We start from the raw sequence: 18232 nt of genomic DNA on the forward strand, positions 1-18232 counted from the left end.
AATTAGTTGCGTATGGAGCACTATGTCCTGTGCAAACTAATCTCCCTACCTTTGGGGTGGCGACGACGCCGTTTTCAAGCCCACCCAGGAGTATCCGTGCCCAGCAGCAACGCAAGAACCCTTCTCACGCGCCGCCTTGCGAGCGCGGTCCTCCTGCCCGGGCTCCTCGGCGGCGCCCTGGTCTTCGCCCCGCAGGCATCAGCGACCACCGGGCCCACGTCCGGGGTCTGCAACGGCGTCGTGAACCAGCTGGCACACCGGGGCACGGTCCAGGAGAACCTCCTCAAGTCTGCGGCGAAAAAGAATGCCGACGTCATCGCCAAGCTGCAAGCCGATCGAGCGGCGCTCCAGGCGACTGCCACCGGCCTGAAAGCGGAGATCGACACCGCGAACAGCGCCCTGACGGCCCTCATCGCGCAGGAAGCCCAGCTCGAGACGGCTTCCGACAAAGCCACCGCGGACATACAGGCGTTGACCGAGCAGCAGGCGAAGACCACGGCGGAGGTCACCGAAGCGCAGTCGCAACTGGCGAAGCTCCAGTCGCAGCAGAGCGCCGTCGTCGAAGCGTTGGCGCCGCTCCAAGCCGAGCTGGACGCCGCCGTGGCTGACGAAGCGGAGCTCGAAAAGCAGCAAACCGCCGCGGCCGCCGAGGTCGAGGCCACGAGGAAAGCACTCCGTATCGCGGCTGACGATCTCCTCGGCCTCCAGGCCACCGCAGCGCAGACCACGGGCGACATCGAGAGCCAGAACGCTGCGATCACAGCGGCGAAGAGTGAGCTGGCAGCCCTCACCACGACGGCGGAGGAGGCGGCCACGGCGGTCGGCACAGCCGGTCAGGCTGTGACTGCCGCCGAAACCGAGCTCGCCCAGCTGATCGCGGATGGCGTCACGGCCCAGGACACCCTCGATGCCCAGCGGACGAAGATCGAGGCCGCTGCCGCGACCCTCACAGCGCAGCAGCTGGAAGCCGCGGCGGCCGCTGATGCCGTCATCGCGAAGAACACAGCCATCGCAGCCGCCCAGGCCGAACTCCTCACTGGCGAAGCCGCTGTCTCGCGTGCTGCCGATGCAGTCACGGCGCAGCAGGCCGTGGTTGCCACCGCCGAGGGCGCCCTCGTGACACTTCGGGCGGACGCCACGAAGGCTGCCGACGCCGTCACCGCGAACAACACGCGCATCAGCACCGTCAGCGCTGAGATGTCGCAGCTGGAAAAGGACATCGCCGCCAAGAACACTGAGATCACCGCCGAGCGAGCTGCCCTGACGGCCTTCCAGCACGAGCTGACCGCGCTGCAAAGCCGGAAGACGACGCTTGAGGGGGAAATCGCGGATCTCAAGACCCAGTTCAGCCAGATCAAAGGGAACAATGCCGCGCTCAAGAAGACCTTGACGGAACAGCGGGTGGCGAAGGAAAGCGAACTCGCAGCCGTGAACACCCAGATCGAGGACAAGAACTCGCAGATCTCGGGCCTGCAAGGCGACCTCAACACCCTGCAGGCCCAGGTGAATTCACTCAATGCGCAGTTGCTGGCCAAGCAGACCGAGAGCAGCAATCTCCAGAAGGAAGCCGCTCCCCTGCAGTCCTCCCTGACCGTGGCGAATGCTGCCGTGGCTACCAAGGAGGCGGAGATCAAGACGCTCCAGGGCCAGCTCCCCGCGCTGCAGACCGCCCTGACCGAGGCGAAGACCGCGGTAGGCGTCCAGCAGAAGGACCTCGACATCCTGCGCGGTGAACTGCCGGACCTCGTCGCAGCAGCCGATGACGCCCGTGGCGCAGCGGCGGCGCAGGAGCGCATCGTCGCCGACCTCGAGGCCGCCCTGCCAGGCCTCGTTGACGGAGTGGAAGCGGCGAAGGCCGATGCCGCCGAGCAGAGGGGCCTGCTGGACGGGTTGCGCAAGAACCTGACAGACGCCGAAGCCCGGCTGAAGGCCGCTGACGCAGCAGTGGCAGCGAAGGCTGCGGACCTCGCGGGGCTGCAGGATCGGCTGCCCGCACTCCAGGCCGCGGCCGACCGTGCAGCACAAGCCGTGACGGACAAGCAGGGGCAGATCTCCACGCTGAACGCCGACATGGACAAGCTGGTAGCGGCACTGACCGGTCTCAATACCCGGATCTCGACGAAGGAAACAGAAGTGCTCGCACTTCAGGCTCGGGTGGCTCCACTACTCACCCAGCTGGATGCACTCAACGGCGAGATCAGCGCCACGGAAGCCACGCTGAAGACCCTGCAGGGGCAGCTCACGACGCTCGACAAGCAGGTCACCGATGCACAGACAGTGCTCCGCGGACTCGAAGCGCAGAAGAAGCAGAACAAGGACGCCATCACGGCACAGCGCGCAACAGCGAAGACCCTCGAGGACAAGCTCGGCGCCGTCCAGGGCCAGATCAAGACCATCGATGGCCAGATCCTGCTCGGCGGCTGCGTGGCCTGACGGCCTGGAACAGGCAGGATCAGCACCAACCCTGCACACTCCTGACGGACGAGCCCCGACCCGCCTGCCGGCGCGTCGGGGCTTTTCCGTGCGTCGCGTCGGTACGGTGGCGCGGATCAGCGCCGCTCGGCGAATCCTGACGATCGAGCGGCCGGGAGGTCGAGCGGCCGGAGGGCTGGTGGCGGCGAAGCCCTACCGCACCCCGGCACGACGACGGCGGTCGTTGCCCGAGCGCAGGTCCCGGTTCAGGCGGCGGTCGCCGTGGTACAGGATCGCCTCCCAGTCGGCCTCGGCCGCGGTCTTCGGAATCACCTTCGACTCCTCGACCTTCTTCTTCCGCGGCGCCACGTACAGCCAGTTCATGACGCCGAGCCCCATGTCCACCACGGAGTTCTTGATCCCGATGTAGGCGCGGATGGCGCCGGCCGCCAGAACGGCGTTCAGCCCCGCGAAGACGGCGTTCCCCCAGTTCTGCTCCATCACGTCGCGGGCGAGGGTGAGCAGCGAGAACGCGACGATCGCGTAAGGGATGACCACGTAGAGGCCCGGCGCCGCCGTCCTGTCCTTGACCTTCGGCGTGCGGACGAACGGGATCTTCTCCCCCGTGAACGCCTGCTGGATGGACTTCAGCACGCCGGCCAGGTTCACCGGCAGCAGCACCAGGTTGAAGCCGTAGATCCGGAAGATGTCGGAGAAGCGGTGCCCGCAGTCGCGGAGGTCGCTGCCCATGGCGAGGAAGTACGGCGCCGCGGCGAGGAACACCACGGGGCTCAGGAGCCGACTGTCGTACGGGTAGGCGAGGAGGAACAGCAGCCCGAAGCTCGCCCATGCGATCGACGCCATGTAGTTGACCCGCAGCAGCACCTCGCGGAACAGGACCTGCTCGCGGAGGTGGCGCCGTCGTCGTAATTGGTTCCACAGCTTGGGCAGGATCAGCAGCCCGCCGTTCGCCCAGCGCCGCCGCTGCACCACGAGGGAGCCGAAGTCCGGCGGCGTGGCGCTGTAGCTCAGGCGCTCGGGGTAGTTCATGAGCGTCCAGCCGTGCGTACCGAGGTCCACGCTGGATTCGGTGTCCTCGATGACGGTGCGGTCCTGGATGTAGGTCTTGATCTCGAAGCCGCCCACGTCCTCGACCTCGACGATGTCCTCCACCGCCCGCTTCCGGATCACCGCGTTGGCGCCCACCCAGAACGTGGCCCCGTAGTAGGACATGCCCTGGTGCAGGATGTGCTGGATGTCCGTCGTCGCGCCGGCCACCCGCTCGATGCGCGTGGGCGCACCGCGGAAGGACGAGTACGGCGTCTGCGTGACCGCGATCCGCTCGTTGCCGGGCGATTCGAGCAGGTGCACGAGCCGCACGCAGTAGTCGCGCAGCAGCAGGGAATCGGCGTCGAGCGTGAGCAGGTAGGTGGAATCGGGCACGTCGAGGACGTCGCCGTCCGCGGCCTGCCCGGGAGCGAGGGGCCGCAGCACCGTGCCGGTGGCCACGTGCTCCTTCTGCCACCGCTGCCCCATGAGCGAGATGTAGGCGTTGAGGTTCATGGCCTTGTTCGCCTCGTGCGAGAGGGACGCGTAGGCCTTCCGCTCGAACGTCTCGAGCCGCGTGGAGAAGATCCGGACCAGCCGCACGTACAGCTCGCGGATGCGGTCCGGCTCCGGGCACTGCCCCTGCGCCAGCGCGGCGTCGAGCGCGTACATGGTCAGGCGCAGCTCGCGGGCGAGTCCCATGATGACGAGGTCCACGAAGAACTCGTCCACGTGGTCGTCCACCTTCTCGGCGTCGGCCATGTCCTCGAGCCACACGGCCGCGGACTCGTACGCCGCGATGAGGGGCGGCAGGTCATCGCACGACGACGGCGCGCCGACACCGCGCTCTGCCAGGTGCGCCTCGAAGGCGGCCAGCGCCGCGGCTGCACGCGTGGAGGGTTCCAGCAGCGCCGACTCGATCTGGAAGCTGAGCGCGCGGGTAGCCTCGAGCCGCTCGCGGATGGCCGGATCGGTGGGGTGGGGCGGATCGTCGAGGAGCAGCACCACCCGGATGTTGGGGAACTCCTGCAGCGCCGCGGACCACAGGGTCGCGCGGACCACCGCCGGTTCCTCCGCGTAGGAGGGCACCAGGACCGTGATGCCCTCGTTGTGGTGGGCGAAATGGCGGTCCAGCTCGCCCCGCGGCACGCGCGTGTGGTCCCGGAACCGGTACAGCGCACCCTGGCGCGCCAGCAGGTACATCAGCGCGGAGAACGTCAGGAACGTGACCACGATCAGGTACGACGTCGCCTCCACTTGGAACCGGAACCCCGCGTTCGGGTTGTTGGCGAACTGGCGCAGGATCGTGGTGACGATGTAGGTGATCCACGCGAGCACCGTGGTCACGATGGCGAGCCTGCCCAGGGCGATCTTCCGCGAGGACGGCGTCGGGTGCACGATCGAGAGCGGTTCCGAGCGCCGCTCGGCGCCCCACTGCCGTCGTCGTGCCGGTGACGTATCGGGCGCGGCCGGGTTCAGGACGGCGGCCGACGGCAGCACTGCCGCCCCCGGCGTGGCCGGCGGGACGTCGGAGCGGTTGCCGTCGGACGACGGCGCGGTGGTGGTGCGGTTCTTGGACATGGCTACCCCAGCAGTTGGCGGAGGACGCCCGTGAGCGTCCGTCCGTGAGACCCGATTGTGCCCACTACCGCCCTGCGTACAAAGTGATGCATCCGCGCGAACCGTATGTGACCCGGGTAACAGTATCATTTAAGGTTCAAGCAGCTGAGCGCCTTCTCATGCGCTGTTCCTCACGCTGCGACTTTCATGATCTGGGGTTCCTGTGTCTGCACGTTTTCCTGGCCGGAAGCTGTCCGTCCTCCGCCTGGCCGTCCTGTCCGTCGTGATCGGCGGCGTCACCGTCGGTGGCCTCACCGGCTTCAACCGCTGGGAGGACGCCCGCGTTGCCGAGAGCACCGGTGCGTTCTTCGCGGGGTACGTGGACGTCACCGCCACGCCGTCCTACGCCTTCGAGGATCCGGCGGTGGAGACAGGCGGGAGCGTGGTGCTGTCCTTCATCGTCGCGTCGAAGACCGAGCCCTGCGAACCGTCGTGGGGAACCTTCTACGGGCTGGACGAGGCAGAAGCCGCGCTCGACCTCGACAGGCGCGTGGCCCGGCTGGTGCAGGACGGCGGCGAGGTCATCGTGTCCTTCGGCGGCCTCCTCAATGACGAGCTCGCCACGGCCTGCGAGGATCCCGAGGACCTGAAGGACGCCTACGCCGCCGTCGTCGACCGCTACAGGCTCTCGACGGTGGACCTCGACATCGAGGGCGAGAACCTCAAGGACACCGCGGCCGGCCAGCGCCGGGCCGAGGCCCTCGCCGCACTGCAGGCCGAGCGGGCCGGCACGGACACGCCGCTCAACGTGTGGCTGACCCTGCCGGTCGCGCCGACCGGCATGACCGCCGAGGGGACGGCCGCCGTCACGCAGTTCCTCGAGGCCGGCGTCGACCTCGCCGGGGTGAACGTGATGACCATGGACTACGGCGGAAGCCGCCCCGAGGGCACGAGCATGCTGACGGCGTCCCGGAACGCCGCCGATGCCACGCACCGCCAGGTCCAGGTGCTGTACCAGCGTGCGGGCATGGAGCTCGGCCCGCAGGCCGCCTGGCGGAAGATCGGCCTCACGCCGATGATCGGGCAGAACGACGTCAAGGGCGAGATCTTCACGCTCGACGACGCCGAGGCCTTCAATGCGTTCGCCGCCGAGCGCGGCGTCGGCCGGATGTCCCAGTGGTCGCTGAACCGGGACGCCACGTGCAGCGAGAACTACACCGACACCACCGTGGTGTCCGATGCCTGCAGCGGGGTCGACCAGCAGGGCCTCCTGTTCGCGCCTCTCCTCGGCGCGGGCTTCGAGGGACGGGCCGCGACGCTCGCCGAGGAGCCCCTGGCCCCGGAGGAGCCGCAGGAGCTCGTCGAGGACGATCCGGAGACGAGCCCGTACCCCATCTGGTCCGACGTCGGCACGTACCGCGAGGACGACCGCGTGGTGTGGCACGGCAACGTGTACACGGCGAAGTACTGGACGCAGGGCGACCTGCCGGATGATCCCGTGCTGCAGGCGGAGGAGACCCCGTGGACGCTGCTCGGTCCCGTGCTGCCGAACGAGCGGCCCGCCCCCGTGGTCACCGCCCCGGCCGGGTTGTACCCGGAGTGGGACGCGAAGGCGGTCTATGAGCGGGGCGATCGGATCCTCGTGGACGGCCGCGTGTACGAGGCCAAGTGGTGGAGCCAGACCGACAGCCCCGAGGCGGCGGTGCAGGGCTCGGATGCTTCGCCGTGGCAGAAGCTCGACGACGCCGCGGTGCTGAAGATCGTCGAGGAGAAGTCGGGCTCCTGACCTGCTGTCCGACCCGGCGTCGCGTGGCTACGCTGTGCTGAGCACCGCCCACCTACAGGAAGTGAGCGCCATGATCGAGCGCCTGCCCTCGAACCGACCGCCGGAGCGCTTCTACCGCGGCGGGGCACGCATCTCGGACTTCCGCGGCGAGCCGGCTGCGGCCGAGTTCGAGCCGGAGGACTGGATCGGCTCCACGACCACGATCTTCGGCGAGGAGGAGCTGGGGCTCACCCGCCTGGCGGACGGCGCACTCCTCCGGGATGCCGTCGCTGCGGATCCCGGGTATTGGCTCGGGGAGGAGCACGTTGCCCGCTGGGGTAGCGACGTCCGGCTGCTGGTGAAACTGCTCGACGCCGGCCAGCGCCTGCCCGTCCACGCCCACCCTGACGACGCCTTCGCCGCCCGGCATCTCGGGCACGCCCACGGCAAGGCCGAGGCCTGGTACATCCTCGAGGCCGGCACGGTGCACCTCGGGCTCACCCGCGACGTGAGCGGGGCTGAGCTGGCGGCCCTCGTCGAGGAGCAGGACGTCGACGCGCTTCTGGGTCTGCTGCACGAGGTCCACGTGGCACCGGGCGACGTGGTGTTCGTGCCGCCGGGCGTGCTGCACGCCATCGGCGCGGGTGTGCTGCTGCTGGAACTGCAGCAGCCGGAGGACCTCTCGATCCTGCTGGAGTGGCGGGCCTTCGCGCTCGACGGCACCGCCGACGGTCATCTGGGCCTCGGCTTCGAGCTGGCCCTGACCGCCGTCGAGCGGACCGCGCTTCCCCGGGAGTCGCTCGGCGGCCTCGTCCGCACCGCACCGCCGTCGGGATCGGTGTTCCCGCCCGACGCCGACCAATTCTTCCGGCTCGAGCGCGTCCCGGTCGAGGGGACGCTCTCCCTCGATCCCGGTTTCGCGGTGCTGGTCGTCAGCGAGGGCGCTATCACTGTCGAAGGCCGGGCCGCCCCCCGCGGTAGCACGTGGCTGCTGCCGGCCGGCGCCGACAACGTGACGCTCGACGGCGCCGGTGAGGTGCTGCTGGCGCGGCCGCCGGCGGCCTGAACGGGAACGCCGATGAATTCGGGCGGCCGGTCCCGTCTACCTTCCGTCAGGCACACGTAGTACCGGAGCGACGCCACATCACGTGGCATGAGGAGTACAGGATGACGTCACCACAGGTCTACATCAGCTTTCCCGGGACCGCGCGGGAAGCGCTGGGCTTCTACGCGGAGGTGTTCGGCGGCACCGTGTCCCTCTTCAGCTACGGGGACTTCGCCAGGACGGACGGGCCGCCCACGGCGGTGGCGCACGGGGTGCTCGACGGCGTCGTCGCCCTCGGGGGGTCGGACGCTCCCGCAGGGGAAGCCACCGTGCGCTGCGAAGGGCTGATGCTCTCGCTGCTCGGCACCGCCGAACCGCCCGTCCTGCACGAGTGGTTCGACAGGCTCTCCGCGGGAGGAACCGTCGTCGACCCTCTGGCGCCCAAGCCGTGGGGTGGGTCGGACGGCCAGGTCATCGACCGCCACGGGCTGCACTGGCTCATCGGCTACGAGCCGTCGCAGCAAGACGGGGGCGCGCGATGACCCCCGCCGGCGCCGCACGCGGCTTCACCCTCACCCGCGACCTCCGGGCTTCCCGCCGGCAGGTGTTCAGGGCCTGGACCGAGCCGGAGCACCTCGCGTGGTTCTACAACCCTGCGATGCCCACACCTACCGCGCCGATCGAGGTCGACCTCCGGGTCGGCGGAACGTGGCGCCAGCACATGTCCGTCACCGAGGATCTCCAGTACCCGACCGGCGGGGTGTACCTCGAGATCGTCCCGGACGAACGGCTGGTCTTCCGGTGGGGCGCAGCCGGAGGATGGCCGGACCTTGCCGGCACGCGTGAGCAGGAGGCACCCATCGTGACCCTCGACCTGCGCGACACCCCGGAAGGTACGCGCCTGGAACTCGGCGTCGCGTTCTCCGATCATCTCGATGACGAGGAAGTACGCAGCCTCATCGAGGGCGGTACCCGCGACGGCTGGGGCGCCACGATCGACCGCGTCGCCCTCAGCACTGCCATCCCGTCGCCGTGAAGCACTGAGCTTCTACTCGCTCTCCACCAGTTCGCGGTCCTTCTCGGCGTCGTCGCCCCGGGTCTTGAGCAGGCTCGCGACGGTGGCGACCGCGATGGTCGCCGCGATGAACAGGAGCGAGAACCAGATGGGGATCTCGGGCACCCAGAGGAGCGGTTCGCCGCCGTTGATGAAGGGCAGCTCGTTGACGTGCAGGGCGTGGAAGACGAGCTTCACGCCGATGAACGCGAGGATGACGGCGAGTCCCTGGGCCAGGTAGACCAGGCGTTCGAGCAGGCCGCCGATGAGGAAGAACAGCTGGCGCAGGCCCATCAGCGCGAAGGCGTTGGCGGTGAAGACGATGTACGCCTCGTTGGTCAGGCCGTAGATCGCGGGGATGGAGTCGACGGCGAAGATGAGGTCCACGAAGCCGATCGCGATGATGGTCAGCAGCATCGGGGTGACGAAGCGCGTGCCGCCCTTCTTCACGGTGAGCCTGTCCTCGTGGTACTCGTCGGTGACGGGCAGGACACGGCGGACGAGCTGCATGAACTTGCCGTTGGCCGGGTTGGAGTCGTGGCTGCCGAACGCCTGCTTGTAGGCCAGGACGAGGAGCAGGGCGCCGAAGATGTAGAAGATCCAGGAGAAGTTCTCGATCAGTCCCGCGCCGATGGCGATGAACCCGCCGCGGAGGATCAGGGCGATGATGATGCCGATCATCAGCACCTTCTGCTGGTACTTCTTCGGCACCGCGAAGCCCGTCATCACGATGAGGAAGACGAAGAGGTTGTCGATCGAGAGAGCCTTCTCGGTCAGGTATCCGGCGAAGTACTCGCCGCCGAACGTCCAGCCCGAGACGACGCCGATGCCTACCCCGAACAGCAGGGCGAGGCCGATGTAGAAGGCGGACCACCGGGCCGATTCGCCGATGGTGGGCTCGTGGGGTTTGCGCACGTGCGCGAAGAATTCGTAGACGAAGAAGAGGATGGTCACGGCAATGGTGATCAACCAGATGGTGGGGGTGACCTGCATGAGGGGTGCTCCAAAGGGTAGGCGTCGGACATAGGCGCCAAGGTCTCCTCCGCCCGGATGGAACCGGAACCGATGGGCCCGGAATGCAGCAGTGCATCCGTATTGACGGGCCGATCACAGACGGGAGTACTCCCCTTGATACGGAAAGCCTAACGCATGCGTGCTCGACTCGATTCCCGCACGCCCGGTACCGCCCGCAGGGTGGCTAGGCTGGGTGGATGGCCACAGTTATCCTCGTGCGGCACGGCCGCACCACAGCGAATGCCTTCGGACTGCTGGCCGGACGGGCCGACGGCGTCAGCCTGGACGAGGTCGGGCGGGACCAGGCGGCCGCGGCGGGAGCCCGGCTCGCGGCGGTGCCCGTCGTCGGGGTGGTGTCGAGCCCCCTCGAGCGGTGCCGGCAGACCGCCCAGTTCATCCTCGACCGGCAGGCCGGCACCCCGCACGCGCCGCTCGAACCCGGCATCACCGAGTGCGACTACGGCCAGTGGCAGGGCCGCACGCTCGCCGACCTGGCGAAAGAGGACCTGTGGTCGGTGGTGCAGTCGCAACCGTCCGCCGTCACCTTCCCCGGTGGCGAGTCCATGGCGACGATGCAGGCCCGGTCGGTCGCGGCGATCCGGCGCCACGATGCGGCCTTCGAGGCCGAGCACGGGCCCGGCGCCGTGTGGGTGGCGGTGAGCCATGGGGACATCATCAAGTCGGTCCTCGCGGACGCGCTCGGCATGCACCTGGACCTGTTCCAGCGCATCAACGTGGGCCCGGCCTCCGTCTCGATCGTGCGCTACGGCGCGAGCCGGCCGAGCGTCTTCGCGACGAACACGGACGCCGGGGACCTGTCGTGGCTGGCGAACACTGCCCCCTCCGGCGATGCACCCGTGGGCGGTGGCGCAGGGCACACGGCGCCTCCGACCGCATGAGCCTAAGGTAGTTCCATGCCTACTACTGTTCACGAGTTCGAGTGGCCCGACCGGGTCGTCATCGGAACCATCGGCGTTCCGGGGCAGCGCACGTTCTACCTGCAGGTGCGCACGGGAAAACAGATCGTGAGCATCGCGCTGGAGAAGCAGCAGTCGGCCCAGCTCGCCGAGAAGATCGACGAGATCCTCGACCAGCTCGTCACCCTCGAGGGCAACCCCTTCAGCGTTCCCACGAGTACGCCGATCGAGCTCGTCGACAACGACCAGCTCGAGACGGTCGAGGAGCAGTTCCGTACCGGCGTCATGAGCCTGGGGTGGGACCCGACGACGGCGCAGATCGTCATCGAGGCCTACCCGCTCGCCGATGACGACGCCGAGGACGAGACCTTCCCGGATGACGACGACGCCTCCGAGCTGCTGCGGGTCCGCATGCCCGTGGGTACCGCGCGTGCCTTCGCCAAGCGCACCCGGGAGATCGTGGGCGCCGGGCGTCCCATCTGCGTGATTTGCGGCCAACCCATCGACGCCGACGGACACACCTGCACCCTTCCCGAGGCCTGATGCCCGCGCCCGACCTGGTGACCGACGAGCTGACCCTCACCGGCCGCATCACGACGGCGTCCAACGCCACGTTCCTGGGCAGCATCGGCGACGCGGCCGTCGTGTACAAGCCGATCAAGGGCGAGAAACCGCTGTGGGACTTCCCCGACGGCTACCTCGCCCACCGGGAGGTCGCCGCCTACCTGGTGTCCGAGGTCCTCGGCTGGAACATCGTGCCCCGTACCTGGCTGCGGGACGGTCCGTTCGGTGAGGGCATGGTGCAGCTCTGGCAGGAGACGGACCCGGACCAGGATGCGGTGGACCTCGTCGCGGCGGACGACGTGCCGGAGAGCGGCTGGAAGCAGGTCCTCGAGGGTCAGGACGAGAAGGGCCGGATCGTGGCCCTGGTGCATGAGGACACGGCGGCGCTTCGACGGATGGCGGTGTTCGACGTCGTAGTCAACAACGCCGACCGCAAAGGCGATCACATCCTCGCGATGGGCGACGGGCACCGGTACGGCGTGGACCACGGGCTGACCTTCCACAGCGACCACAAGCTGCGCACGGTGCTGTGGGGGTGGGTGGGCGATGCGCTGACCGCCGAGGAGCTCGAGGGCATCGACCGTGTCCGCTCCGGTCTTGGCGGTGAACTGGGCCAGAGCTTGGCAGACCTCCTCACCGCCCAGGAGATCGCTTCACTCGCTGCTCGCTGCACCGCCCTGCGAGCGACCGGGCGGTTTCCGGCTCCGCGCGGGGAGATGCCGGCGGTGCCCTGGCCGCTGTTCTGAGGCGACTTCCGCTACGAGCTCTGACGCGTAGCACCGAAGGCGCCCCGCACCCTGCGATGTAGCGGAACCTGCCCGAGGCGAGCAGAAGTGAACATAGATTGTGGCACTGAGTATCGCTACGCGAAAGGGTGTCGTCTACGCCAATCAGCGGCGTCGACAAGGGGTGTAGCAAATACGTTCGTATGTGGTGTTTCCGATCCGACGAGGACTGAGAGATGTCGTTCAGGGGGGAGCAGGTCGGATGATGCCCTGGCATGTCGTCACGCGGAGGAGAGTCTTGGCGATACATTGAGTTCGACGAGGCTTCAACGATAGAAATCAAGGTGGGGGAACTGGTGATTATCCGCCTATGTGTCGATTCCGACCTCGAAGATGTGGTTGAGCTAGGTAACCAGTTCAAGAAGTACCTCGGCCTGTATCCCCCCACTGCCTATCGCGAATCTATTGAGAAGGGGTGCGTCCTAGGCGCGTTCATTGATGACAACCTAATCGGGTACGTCCTTTTTGACCTGCCATACGCTGACATCAGACTCATTCACTTGTGCATCAGCCCTGAGTACCGCAAGACAGGCGTGGCACGGCTGCTAGTTGATGAGATCCAGCGAAACCACAGCGATCGCCAGGGAATCCGACTGAAGTGCCGACGTGATTACCCTGCACACGGAGTCTGGCCCAAGCTTGGCTTCCAAGCGGAAAGCTTCGCTGAAGGCCGAGGCAAAGACAAAGCCGAGATGACCGTTTGGCGCAGATCCTTCGGCCACGACACCCTGTTCTCGTCATCCTTAGCCTCTGACACTCGACTCCACGTAACGCTTGATACGAATGTGATCCTTGATCTGCTGTTAGGACGGAACCAAGAGACAGAGGACTTCTTGAACTCTCCGATACTGGAGGGAGAAGTGACCTACTGTGTTTCCCGGTCAGTCAGGAATGAACTATCGGAACTCAGGTCACCGGACGAACGACGTCAGGTAATGCTGCAACTAGGTCAGTTCGAGGAGCTATCAGCCGAACTGACCGTTGCCGAAGCGCTACAACGTGAGCTACTGGCAAGCATCTCAGCCACAGAACTAAGCAGAGACTTGAGCCTCAACCCGGACTCCCGACTAGTAGCGGAGACTATCGTCGGCGGCGCTGATGTGATGATCACCAATGATGAAAACGCGGCCAAGGTCCTTCGTCCCCTTGCTCAACGGCATGGCGTCGATGTCCTGCACCCCTCCCAACTCGTTGTCATGATTGACGACCTCAAGGGGCTTTATCGAGATGGAGCAGGTCGCATTCAGAACACCGAGCTAGTACTCGACCGAGCCCCTGCTGGCAGCGACCGAGAACTAGACCATCTCATCAGCTCGCATAGTGGCGAAACAAAGGCGCAATTCAGGACGAATCTCCGCTCCAAGGCATCGTCGACACTCCAGACCGTGCACACCGCTGAAAGCGGGCTGGCTGACGGACTCCTCATGACCCGAACCACCGATGACACCCTGGAAGTCGAGCTTCTTCGAGTACGCCCTGCACGCGGAGGATCCGCACTCCTCAAGCAACTCCTCTTTCAACTACGACACGAGGCGCTACGTAAGGGAATGGCCCGAATAGTCCTCACAGACCCAGCGCCAGGAGGCGGTGAGAGTCCCGCACAAATTCTCGAGCAGGAAGGTGCGATCCTCATCAAGGGACGGTGGACGATGGAGGTTGTTGACGCTCAGCTCAGCGTTGATCAGCTGCGATCACCAGATCTGAGTCCTTGGCAACTTGCTCCTTGGATCGACCGCACCATCGAAAGCCCCGAAGACTTTGCCAAGCTGGAGCGGCATCTATGGCCTTTGAAGATTCGGGAAGCACCGCTGCGATGCTTCGTCGTACCCATAAAGCAGACGTTCGCGAGCGAGCTCCTCGGTTATGACACTCCGCTTCTCACTCGGCAAAAAGACCTCGGCATAAGCCGTCGGCATGTCTACTACAAATCTGCCCCCTACCAACCATCAGCACCGGGGCGGATCCTCTGGTACGTCAGTGGTCGAGGGGGAGGATCTGTAGTTGCCGCGTCTCAACTTGTGTCATCCCATCGCGGCTCCCCGAGCACGCTGCACAGCAGGTTCCGGAAGTACGGCGTCTGGTCAGAAGTCGACATCAAATCTCACGCGAGAGGAACGGGAACGGCGGTAGCCCTCCGCTTCGGTGAGACCGAGATCTTCCGCTCTTTTGTGAAGCTGTCGGACGCAGAGGCTACCGTCAAAACGTACGGTCGAACACTCACTACAATGCCCACAGTCAGGGAGATCCCTGAAGCGGCCTGGCAAGAGATCTACAGCAAAGGGATGCAACCATGAGGGATGAGCAGTCGGCTCAGCCAGCAGAGCTGGCGGATGCTGTCCTCATATCGATCAGGACGCGATTTGTTGAATCCATTCTTGCTGGCACTAAAACCTTCGAGCTTCGGAAAAAGATTCCTCGGGCGCCGGTAGGCAGGGTCTTGGTTGTGTACTCCTCAGGCGAAGACCGCGCAATCACCGCGTACGGCAAAGTGTCTGGCGTGACATCAGGCACACCGGCCGCGGTCTGGAACAAGCACAAGAAACATCTCGGCGTTAGCCGCGAGGAGTTCGAAGCCTACTTCGAGGGCTCATCGACGGCGTATGCGCTCCACCTAGAGGATATTGCTCCGATACCCCGTCGCCTCACGCTGAAGGAACTACGCACTGAGCACGGTTTGGAGCCCCCTCAGAGCTGGCGATACCTCTCGCAGAAGTTGTGCCGGCAACTGCTTGAGGCACTCGAGCCAAGTGACAAGTCATCGGTCGGAGTGATCCGCGATCTAGCCCTTCGTCCGCACATGGGGCCTTAATCGGGCACTAGCTCGAAGAAGCCTTACGAGAATTGGCCCGCCCAGCGCTGATTGGGCTGTCCCGCTGCCTCGACGTCGGTCATCGGTGTCCCAACGGCGCACCCCCTAGGGACGCTTCTACCTTTGCTCAGTGTTCTGCGGCCTACGGTTGTCGCTGCTTCGCTTCGGTAGGGGTTTAGTCAACGGGCTCGACACCGGTCAGGCGTTGTTCTTCGACGTCGAGGCGGGTCTGGAATTGTCGGGCTATGGCGTCGTCGACGACGCCGTTGCGGCGTAGATTCAGCAGTACCTGACGTTTGCGATCGAGGATGGTTAACCGCAGGCGTGTTTCGTCAGTGCGGTGGTCGTTGTGTCCGGTGGGCGCGTTGTGCTGTGTGGCCGTCTCATAGTGGGTGTTGAGCTGATCGCGGCGGGCTTCGTATTCGCGTAGCAGCAGCTCGCGTGCTTCCGCGACGCGTGTCTGTCCCGTTGGTGAGACGTTGTCGTCTTCGTCTTTCATGTCGTCGGTGTTGTGGAGGACAGAGAGGGCCGCGTCGTTGAGGGCCTGTTCGGTCAGGCGAATTTCGTCCTCTGTGGTGTCCGTAGGGAGGTTCGCCCAGCGTACGATTCGCGGCAGTAGAGGTCCTTGTATGAGCAGGGTGAGCACGATGACGCCGGCGGTGATGAAGACGATGTCATTGCGGCCGGTGAGGGCTTCCCCGTTGTCCATCGTCAGGGGCACGGAGAGTGCGATGGCGAGGGATACGGCTCCGCGGAAGCCTGCGGCGGCGCTGACGACGCGCGCCCGGTAGCTCATCCGGCGTTCTCGTTGGGAGGGTCGTCGGTCAAGAACCCGGATGATGATGACCAGCAGGGTCTGGAAGGTGAACCGAACGACGAGGAGTGTGAGCCAGACCGCGACCGTGGTGATCAGGAGGCGGGCGAGGTCGCTGGCGTCGATGTCGTGGGCGATGGCCTGGACCTGCAGGCCGATGAGGACGAACAGGGCTCCGTTGAGCAGGTACGAGCCAAGCGGCCAGGTCGACTCGGTCTGCCGGCGGGATGCAGCGGTGCTGATTCGGGCGGAGGTGAACGAGACGATCAGGCCGGCGACGACGACGGCTAGGACCCCGGATGCGTGGATGAGTTCGGCGGCGAGGAACGCGGCGAACGGGGTGATGAGCAGCGCGATGTTGGTCAGGAGAGCGTCGGTGAGGCGGCGCATCACGAGGTAGGCGATGCCGGCGATGACCGTTCCGGCGGCCGCTCCCCCGATGTAGGACTGGGCGATGAGTCCGGTGATGCTCCAGGGCGTGTAGCTGCCACCGACGCTGATCCCTACCGCGATCCCGTATAGGACGAGGGCTGTTCCGTCGTTGGTGAGGCTTTCGGCTTTGAGGAGCATGAAGTTGCGATGTGGGAGTGTTCGGCCGAGGGCTGCGACGGCGGTGGCGTCCGGTGGTGCCAGGGCAGCGCCGAGAATGAGAGCCGCGTTCCAGGGAAGCCCGAGCAGGTGGGCTACGACGGCGACACCGAACGCTGACGCCACGACCATGAGGGTGCTCATCAGCACGATGCCGCGGAAGTCCCGTCGTATGGAACGAAGCGATGTGGTGAGGCTTTCCCAGAACAGCATGACGGGCAGGAAGATCAGCAGCACCGTTTCCGGGGGCAGTTCTACCTCCTGCAGGTTCGGGACGAATCCGAGAGCTAGGCCGAAGACCAGCAGAAGCAGGGGTGCTGCGACACGCAGGCGCGGTGCGAGGATGGCGCCCGCGAGCACCGCGACCCCTAACAGGACGACGGTTTCGAGACCTTCCATAGCCAGCTCCCTCGGGTTCGCTACATGTTCACATGGTCGAGTCCGATGCCATGTCGGGTTTTTTCGTCGATCACCAGCTCACCCGCTCATCCAGTAGCCGACAGGGGATCTGATGACTGGGTTAATCGGCGGGCCGGGATGTGGGCAGGACGCTGTTCTTGCCTCGTTCGCGCCCTGGTCCGCACCAGCACATGGTGGTGCGAACCAAGGTTCCAGGGTCACTGAAATCCGGTGGGCTTCTTCGGGAAGTAGGGCGCTTCGAGGACGGCGATCTCGTCGTCGGTGAGGTGAACATCGAGGGCGGCCACAGCATCCGCGAGGTGGTGTTCCTTGGTGGCGCCGACGATGGGGGCGCTGACCACGGGGTTGCGGAGTACCCAGGCGAGGCCGACCTGCGCCATGGGGATGCCACGGTCTGCCGCGATCTTTTCGACGGCGTCCGCGATGGGCTTGTCATCGTCGCTGAACGCGGCGTCTCCGACGGGGTCGTTGGAGGATCGGGTGGTCTGCTGGCCCCAGGGGCGCGCGACACGACCCTTGGCCAGCGGACTCCAGGGGATGCTGCCGACGCCCTGGGCTTCGAGGAGACCGAACATCTCGCGTTCCTCTTCGCGCATCATGAGGCTGTACTGGTCCTGCATGGATACGAACCGGGTCCAGCCGTTGAGGTCCGCGGCGTGCTGCATGGAGGCGAACTGCCAGGCCCACATGCTCGAGGCCCCGATGTAGCGGACTTTGCCGGCCTTCACGAGATCGTGCAGGGCCTCCATCGTTTCCTCGACCGGGGCTTCGGGGTCGAAGCGATGGATCTGGTACAGGTCGACGTAGTCGGTGCCGAGCCGGGTGAGGGAAGCATCGATCTGTTCCATGATGGCTTTGCGTGAGAGGCCGGCGCCGCCGGGACCGTCGTGCATTTTGAACATCACCTTGGTTGCCAGAACGATGTCTTCCCGACGGGTGTACTTCGTGATGGCGCGTCCGACGATTTCCTCGGAGGAGCCGTAGCCGTAGATGTTCGCGGTGTCCCAAAAGTTCACGCCAGCTTCAATGGCCTGCCGGAAGATGGGCTCGGCGCCCTCGTCATCCAGGGCCCACTGCGAGAAGCCTCTCGAGGTGTCTCCGAAGCTCATGCAGCCCAGCGCGAGGCGGCTGATTTTCAGGCCGGAGCGGCCCAGACGTGTGTATTCCATGAGTGTTTCCTTTCGGTGGCGCCGTGGATGTATCGGCGCCGTGGTGTCCGTGGAGGGACTGGTCCTGTGATGTGCCGGCGGATTGCTGCAGTGCCGGTTACTGCAGTGCCGGGTTACTGCAGTGCCGGTTACTGCGGGGCCGGGTGCTGCGGGGATTGCCGGCCGCGTCCTAGATGTACTGACCGGACACGTTGATCGATAGACAAGTCGCCACTTGTGACAGAAGGCCACGCTTGTCTATAGTGTGGGTATGACAGTTTCACTGGATG

14 protein-coding genes are annotated in these 18232 nt (G+C 65.9%); 10 read left to right on the forward strand and 4 right to left on the reverse strand.

What is annotated here, in order from left to right; genetic code table 11:
* Positions 1-96 precede the first annotated feature (96 nt).
* The gene (locus ACIQCY_RS13280) at positions 97-2433 is read left to right on the forward strand and encodes a chromosome segregation ATPase (protein WP_400484358.1); all 2337 of its coding nucleotides are present in this window, start codon (positions 97-99) and stop codon (positions 2431-2433) included.
* A 192-nt stretch (positions 2434-2625) separates the two neighbouring features.
* On the opposite strand, the gene ACIQCY_RS13285 is transcribed toward ACIQCY_RS13280, so the two are convergent.
* On the reverse strand, positions 2626-5040 hold the full coding sequence (locus ACIQCY_RS13285) for a glycosyltransferase family 2 protein (protein WP_400484359.1): 2415 nt from the start codon (positions 5038-5040) through the stop codon (positions 2626-2628).
* Positions 5041-5242: 202 nt separating this feature from the next.
* Here ACIQCY_RS13285 and ACIQCY_RS13290 point away from each other — a divergent pair, with 202 nt between their 5' ends.
* The 4 genes from ACIQCY_RS13290 to ACIQCY_RS13305 all read left to right on the forward strand — a co-directional run bounded on the left by ACIQCY_RS13290 (position 5243) and on the right by ACIQCY_RS13305 (position 8865).
* Entirely contained in the window at positions 5243-6805 is a 1563-nt protein-coding gene (locus ACIQCY_RS13290) for a chitinase (RefSeq protein WP_400484360.1), read from the forward strand.
* 70 nt (positions 6806-6875) lie between these two features.
* Positions 6876-7850: a class I mannose-6-phosphate isomerase gene (locus ACIQCY_RS13295; RefSeq protein WP_400484361.1), complete on the forward strand. Its 975-nt coding sequence runs from the start codon at positions 6876-6878 to the stop codon at positions 7848-7850.
* A gap of 101 nt (positions 7851-7951) precedes the next feature.
* Positions 7952-8371 (forward strand): VOC family protein, encoded by a 420-nt coding sequence (locus ACIQCY_RS13300; RefSeq protein ID WP_400484362.1) that lies wholly within the window; start codon positions 7952-7954, stop codon positions 8369-8371.
* Positions 8368-8865, forward strand: a complete 498-nt coding sequence (locus ACIQCY_RS13305) for an SRPBCC domain-containing protein (protein WP_400484363.1) — start codon at positions 8368-8370, stop codon at positions 8863-8865. Before ACIQCY_RS13300 ends, ACIQCY_RS13305 begins: the two co-directional genes overlap by 4 nt.
* A 12-nt stretch (positions 8866-8877) precedes the next feature.
* Here the strand turns inward: ACIQCY_RS13305 and ACIQCY_RS13310 are convergent, their stop codons facing one another.
* On the reverse strand, positions 8878-9876 hold the full coding sequence (locus ACIQCY_RS13310) for a TerC family protein (protein WP_400484364.1): 999 nt from the start codon (positions 9874-9876) through the stop codon (positions 8878-8880).
* A gap of 218 nt (positions 9877-10094) precedes the next feature.
* On the opposite strand from ACIQCY_RS13310, the gene ACIQCY_RS13315 reads away from it, so the two are divergent.
* The 5 genes from ACIQCY_RS13315 to ACIQCY_RS13335 all read left to right on the forward strand — a co-directional run bounded on the left by ACIQCY_RS13315 (position 10095) and on the right by ACIQCY_RS13335 (position 14972).
* Positions 10095-10796, forward strand: coding sequence for an MSMEG_4193 family putative phosphomutase (locus ACIQCY_RS13315; RefSeq protein WP_400484365.1), 702 nt, complete (start codon positions 10095-10097; stop codon positions 10794-10796).
* A gap of 15 nt (positions 10797-10811) precedes the next feature.
* Positions 10812-11357: a DUF3090 domain-containing protein gene (locus ACIQCY_RS13320; protein WP_400484366.1), complete on the forward strand. Its 546-nt coding sequence runs from the start codon at positions 10812-10814 to the stop codon at positions 11355-11357.
* Positions 11357-12124, forward strand: a complete 768-nt coding sequence (locus ACIQCY_RS13325) for an SCO1664 family protein (RefSeq protein WP_400484367.1) — start codon at positions 11357-11359, stop codon at positions 12122-12124. The genes ACIQCY_RS13320 and ACIQCY_RS13325 overlap by 1 nt, the downstream gene beginning before the upstream one ends.
* A gap of 254 nt (positions 12125-12378) precedes the next feature.
* Positions 12379-14457 (forward strand): GNAT family N-acetyltransferase, encoded by a 2079-nt coding sequence (locus ACIQCY_RS13330; protein WP_400484368.1) that lies wholly within the window; start codon positions 12379-12381, stop codon positions 14455-14457.
* Positions 14454-14972 (forward strand): ASCH domain-containing protein, encoded by a 519-nt coding sequence (locus ACIQCY_RS13335; protein WP_400484369.1) that lies wholly within the window; start codon positions 14454-14456, stop codon positions 14970-14972. Before ACIQCY_RS13330 ends, ACIQCY_RS13335 begins: the two co-directional genes overlap by 4 nt.
* Positions 14973-15147: 175 nt before the next feature.
* Here ACIQCY_RS13335 and ACIQCY_RS13340 read toward each other — a convergent pair whose 3' ends face one another.
* Together ACIQCY_RS13340 and ACIQCY_RS13345 are read right to left on the reverse strand one after the other, a co-directional pair.
* On the reverse strand, positions 15148-16773 hold the full coding sequence (locus tag ACIQCY_RS13340; RefSeq protein WP_400484370.1) for a Na+/H+ antiporter: 1626 nt from the start codon (positions 16771-16773) through the stop codon (positions 15148-15150).
* A 218-nt stretch (positions 16774-16991) separates the two neighbouring features.
* Positions 16992-17963, reverse strand: coding sequence for an aldo/keto reductase (locus ACIQCY_RS13345; protein WP_400484371.1), 972 nt, complete (start codon positions 17961-17963; stop codon positions 16992-16994).
* Positions 17964-18232 lie beyond the last annotated feature (269 nt).

The organism is Arthrobacter sp. NPDC092385 (genome assembly GCF_044755105.1).
Classification (GTDB): Bacteria; Actinomycetota; Actinomycetes; order Actinomycetales; family Micrococcaceae; genus Arthrobacter_D.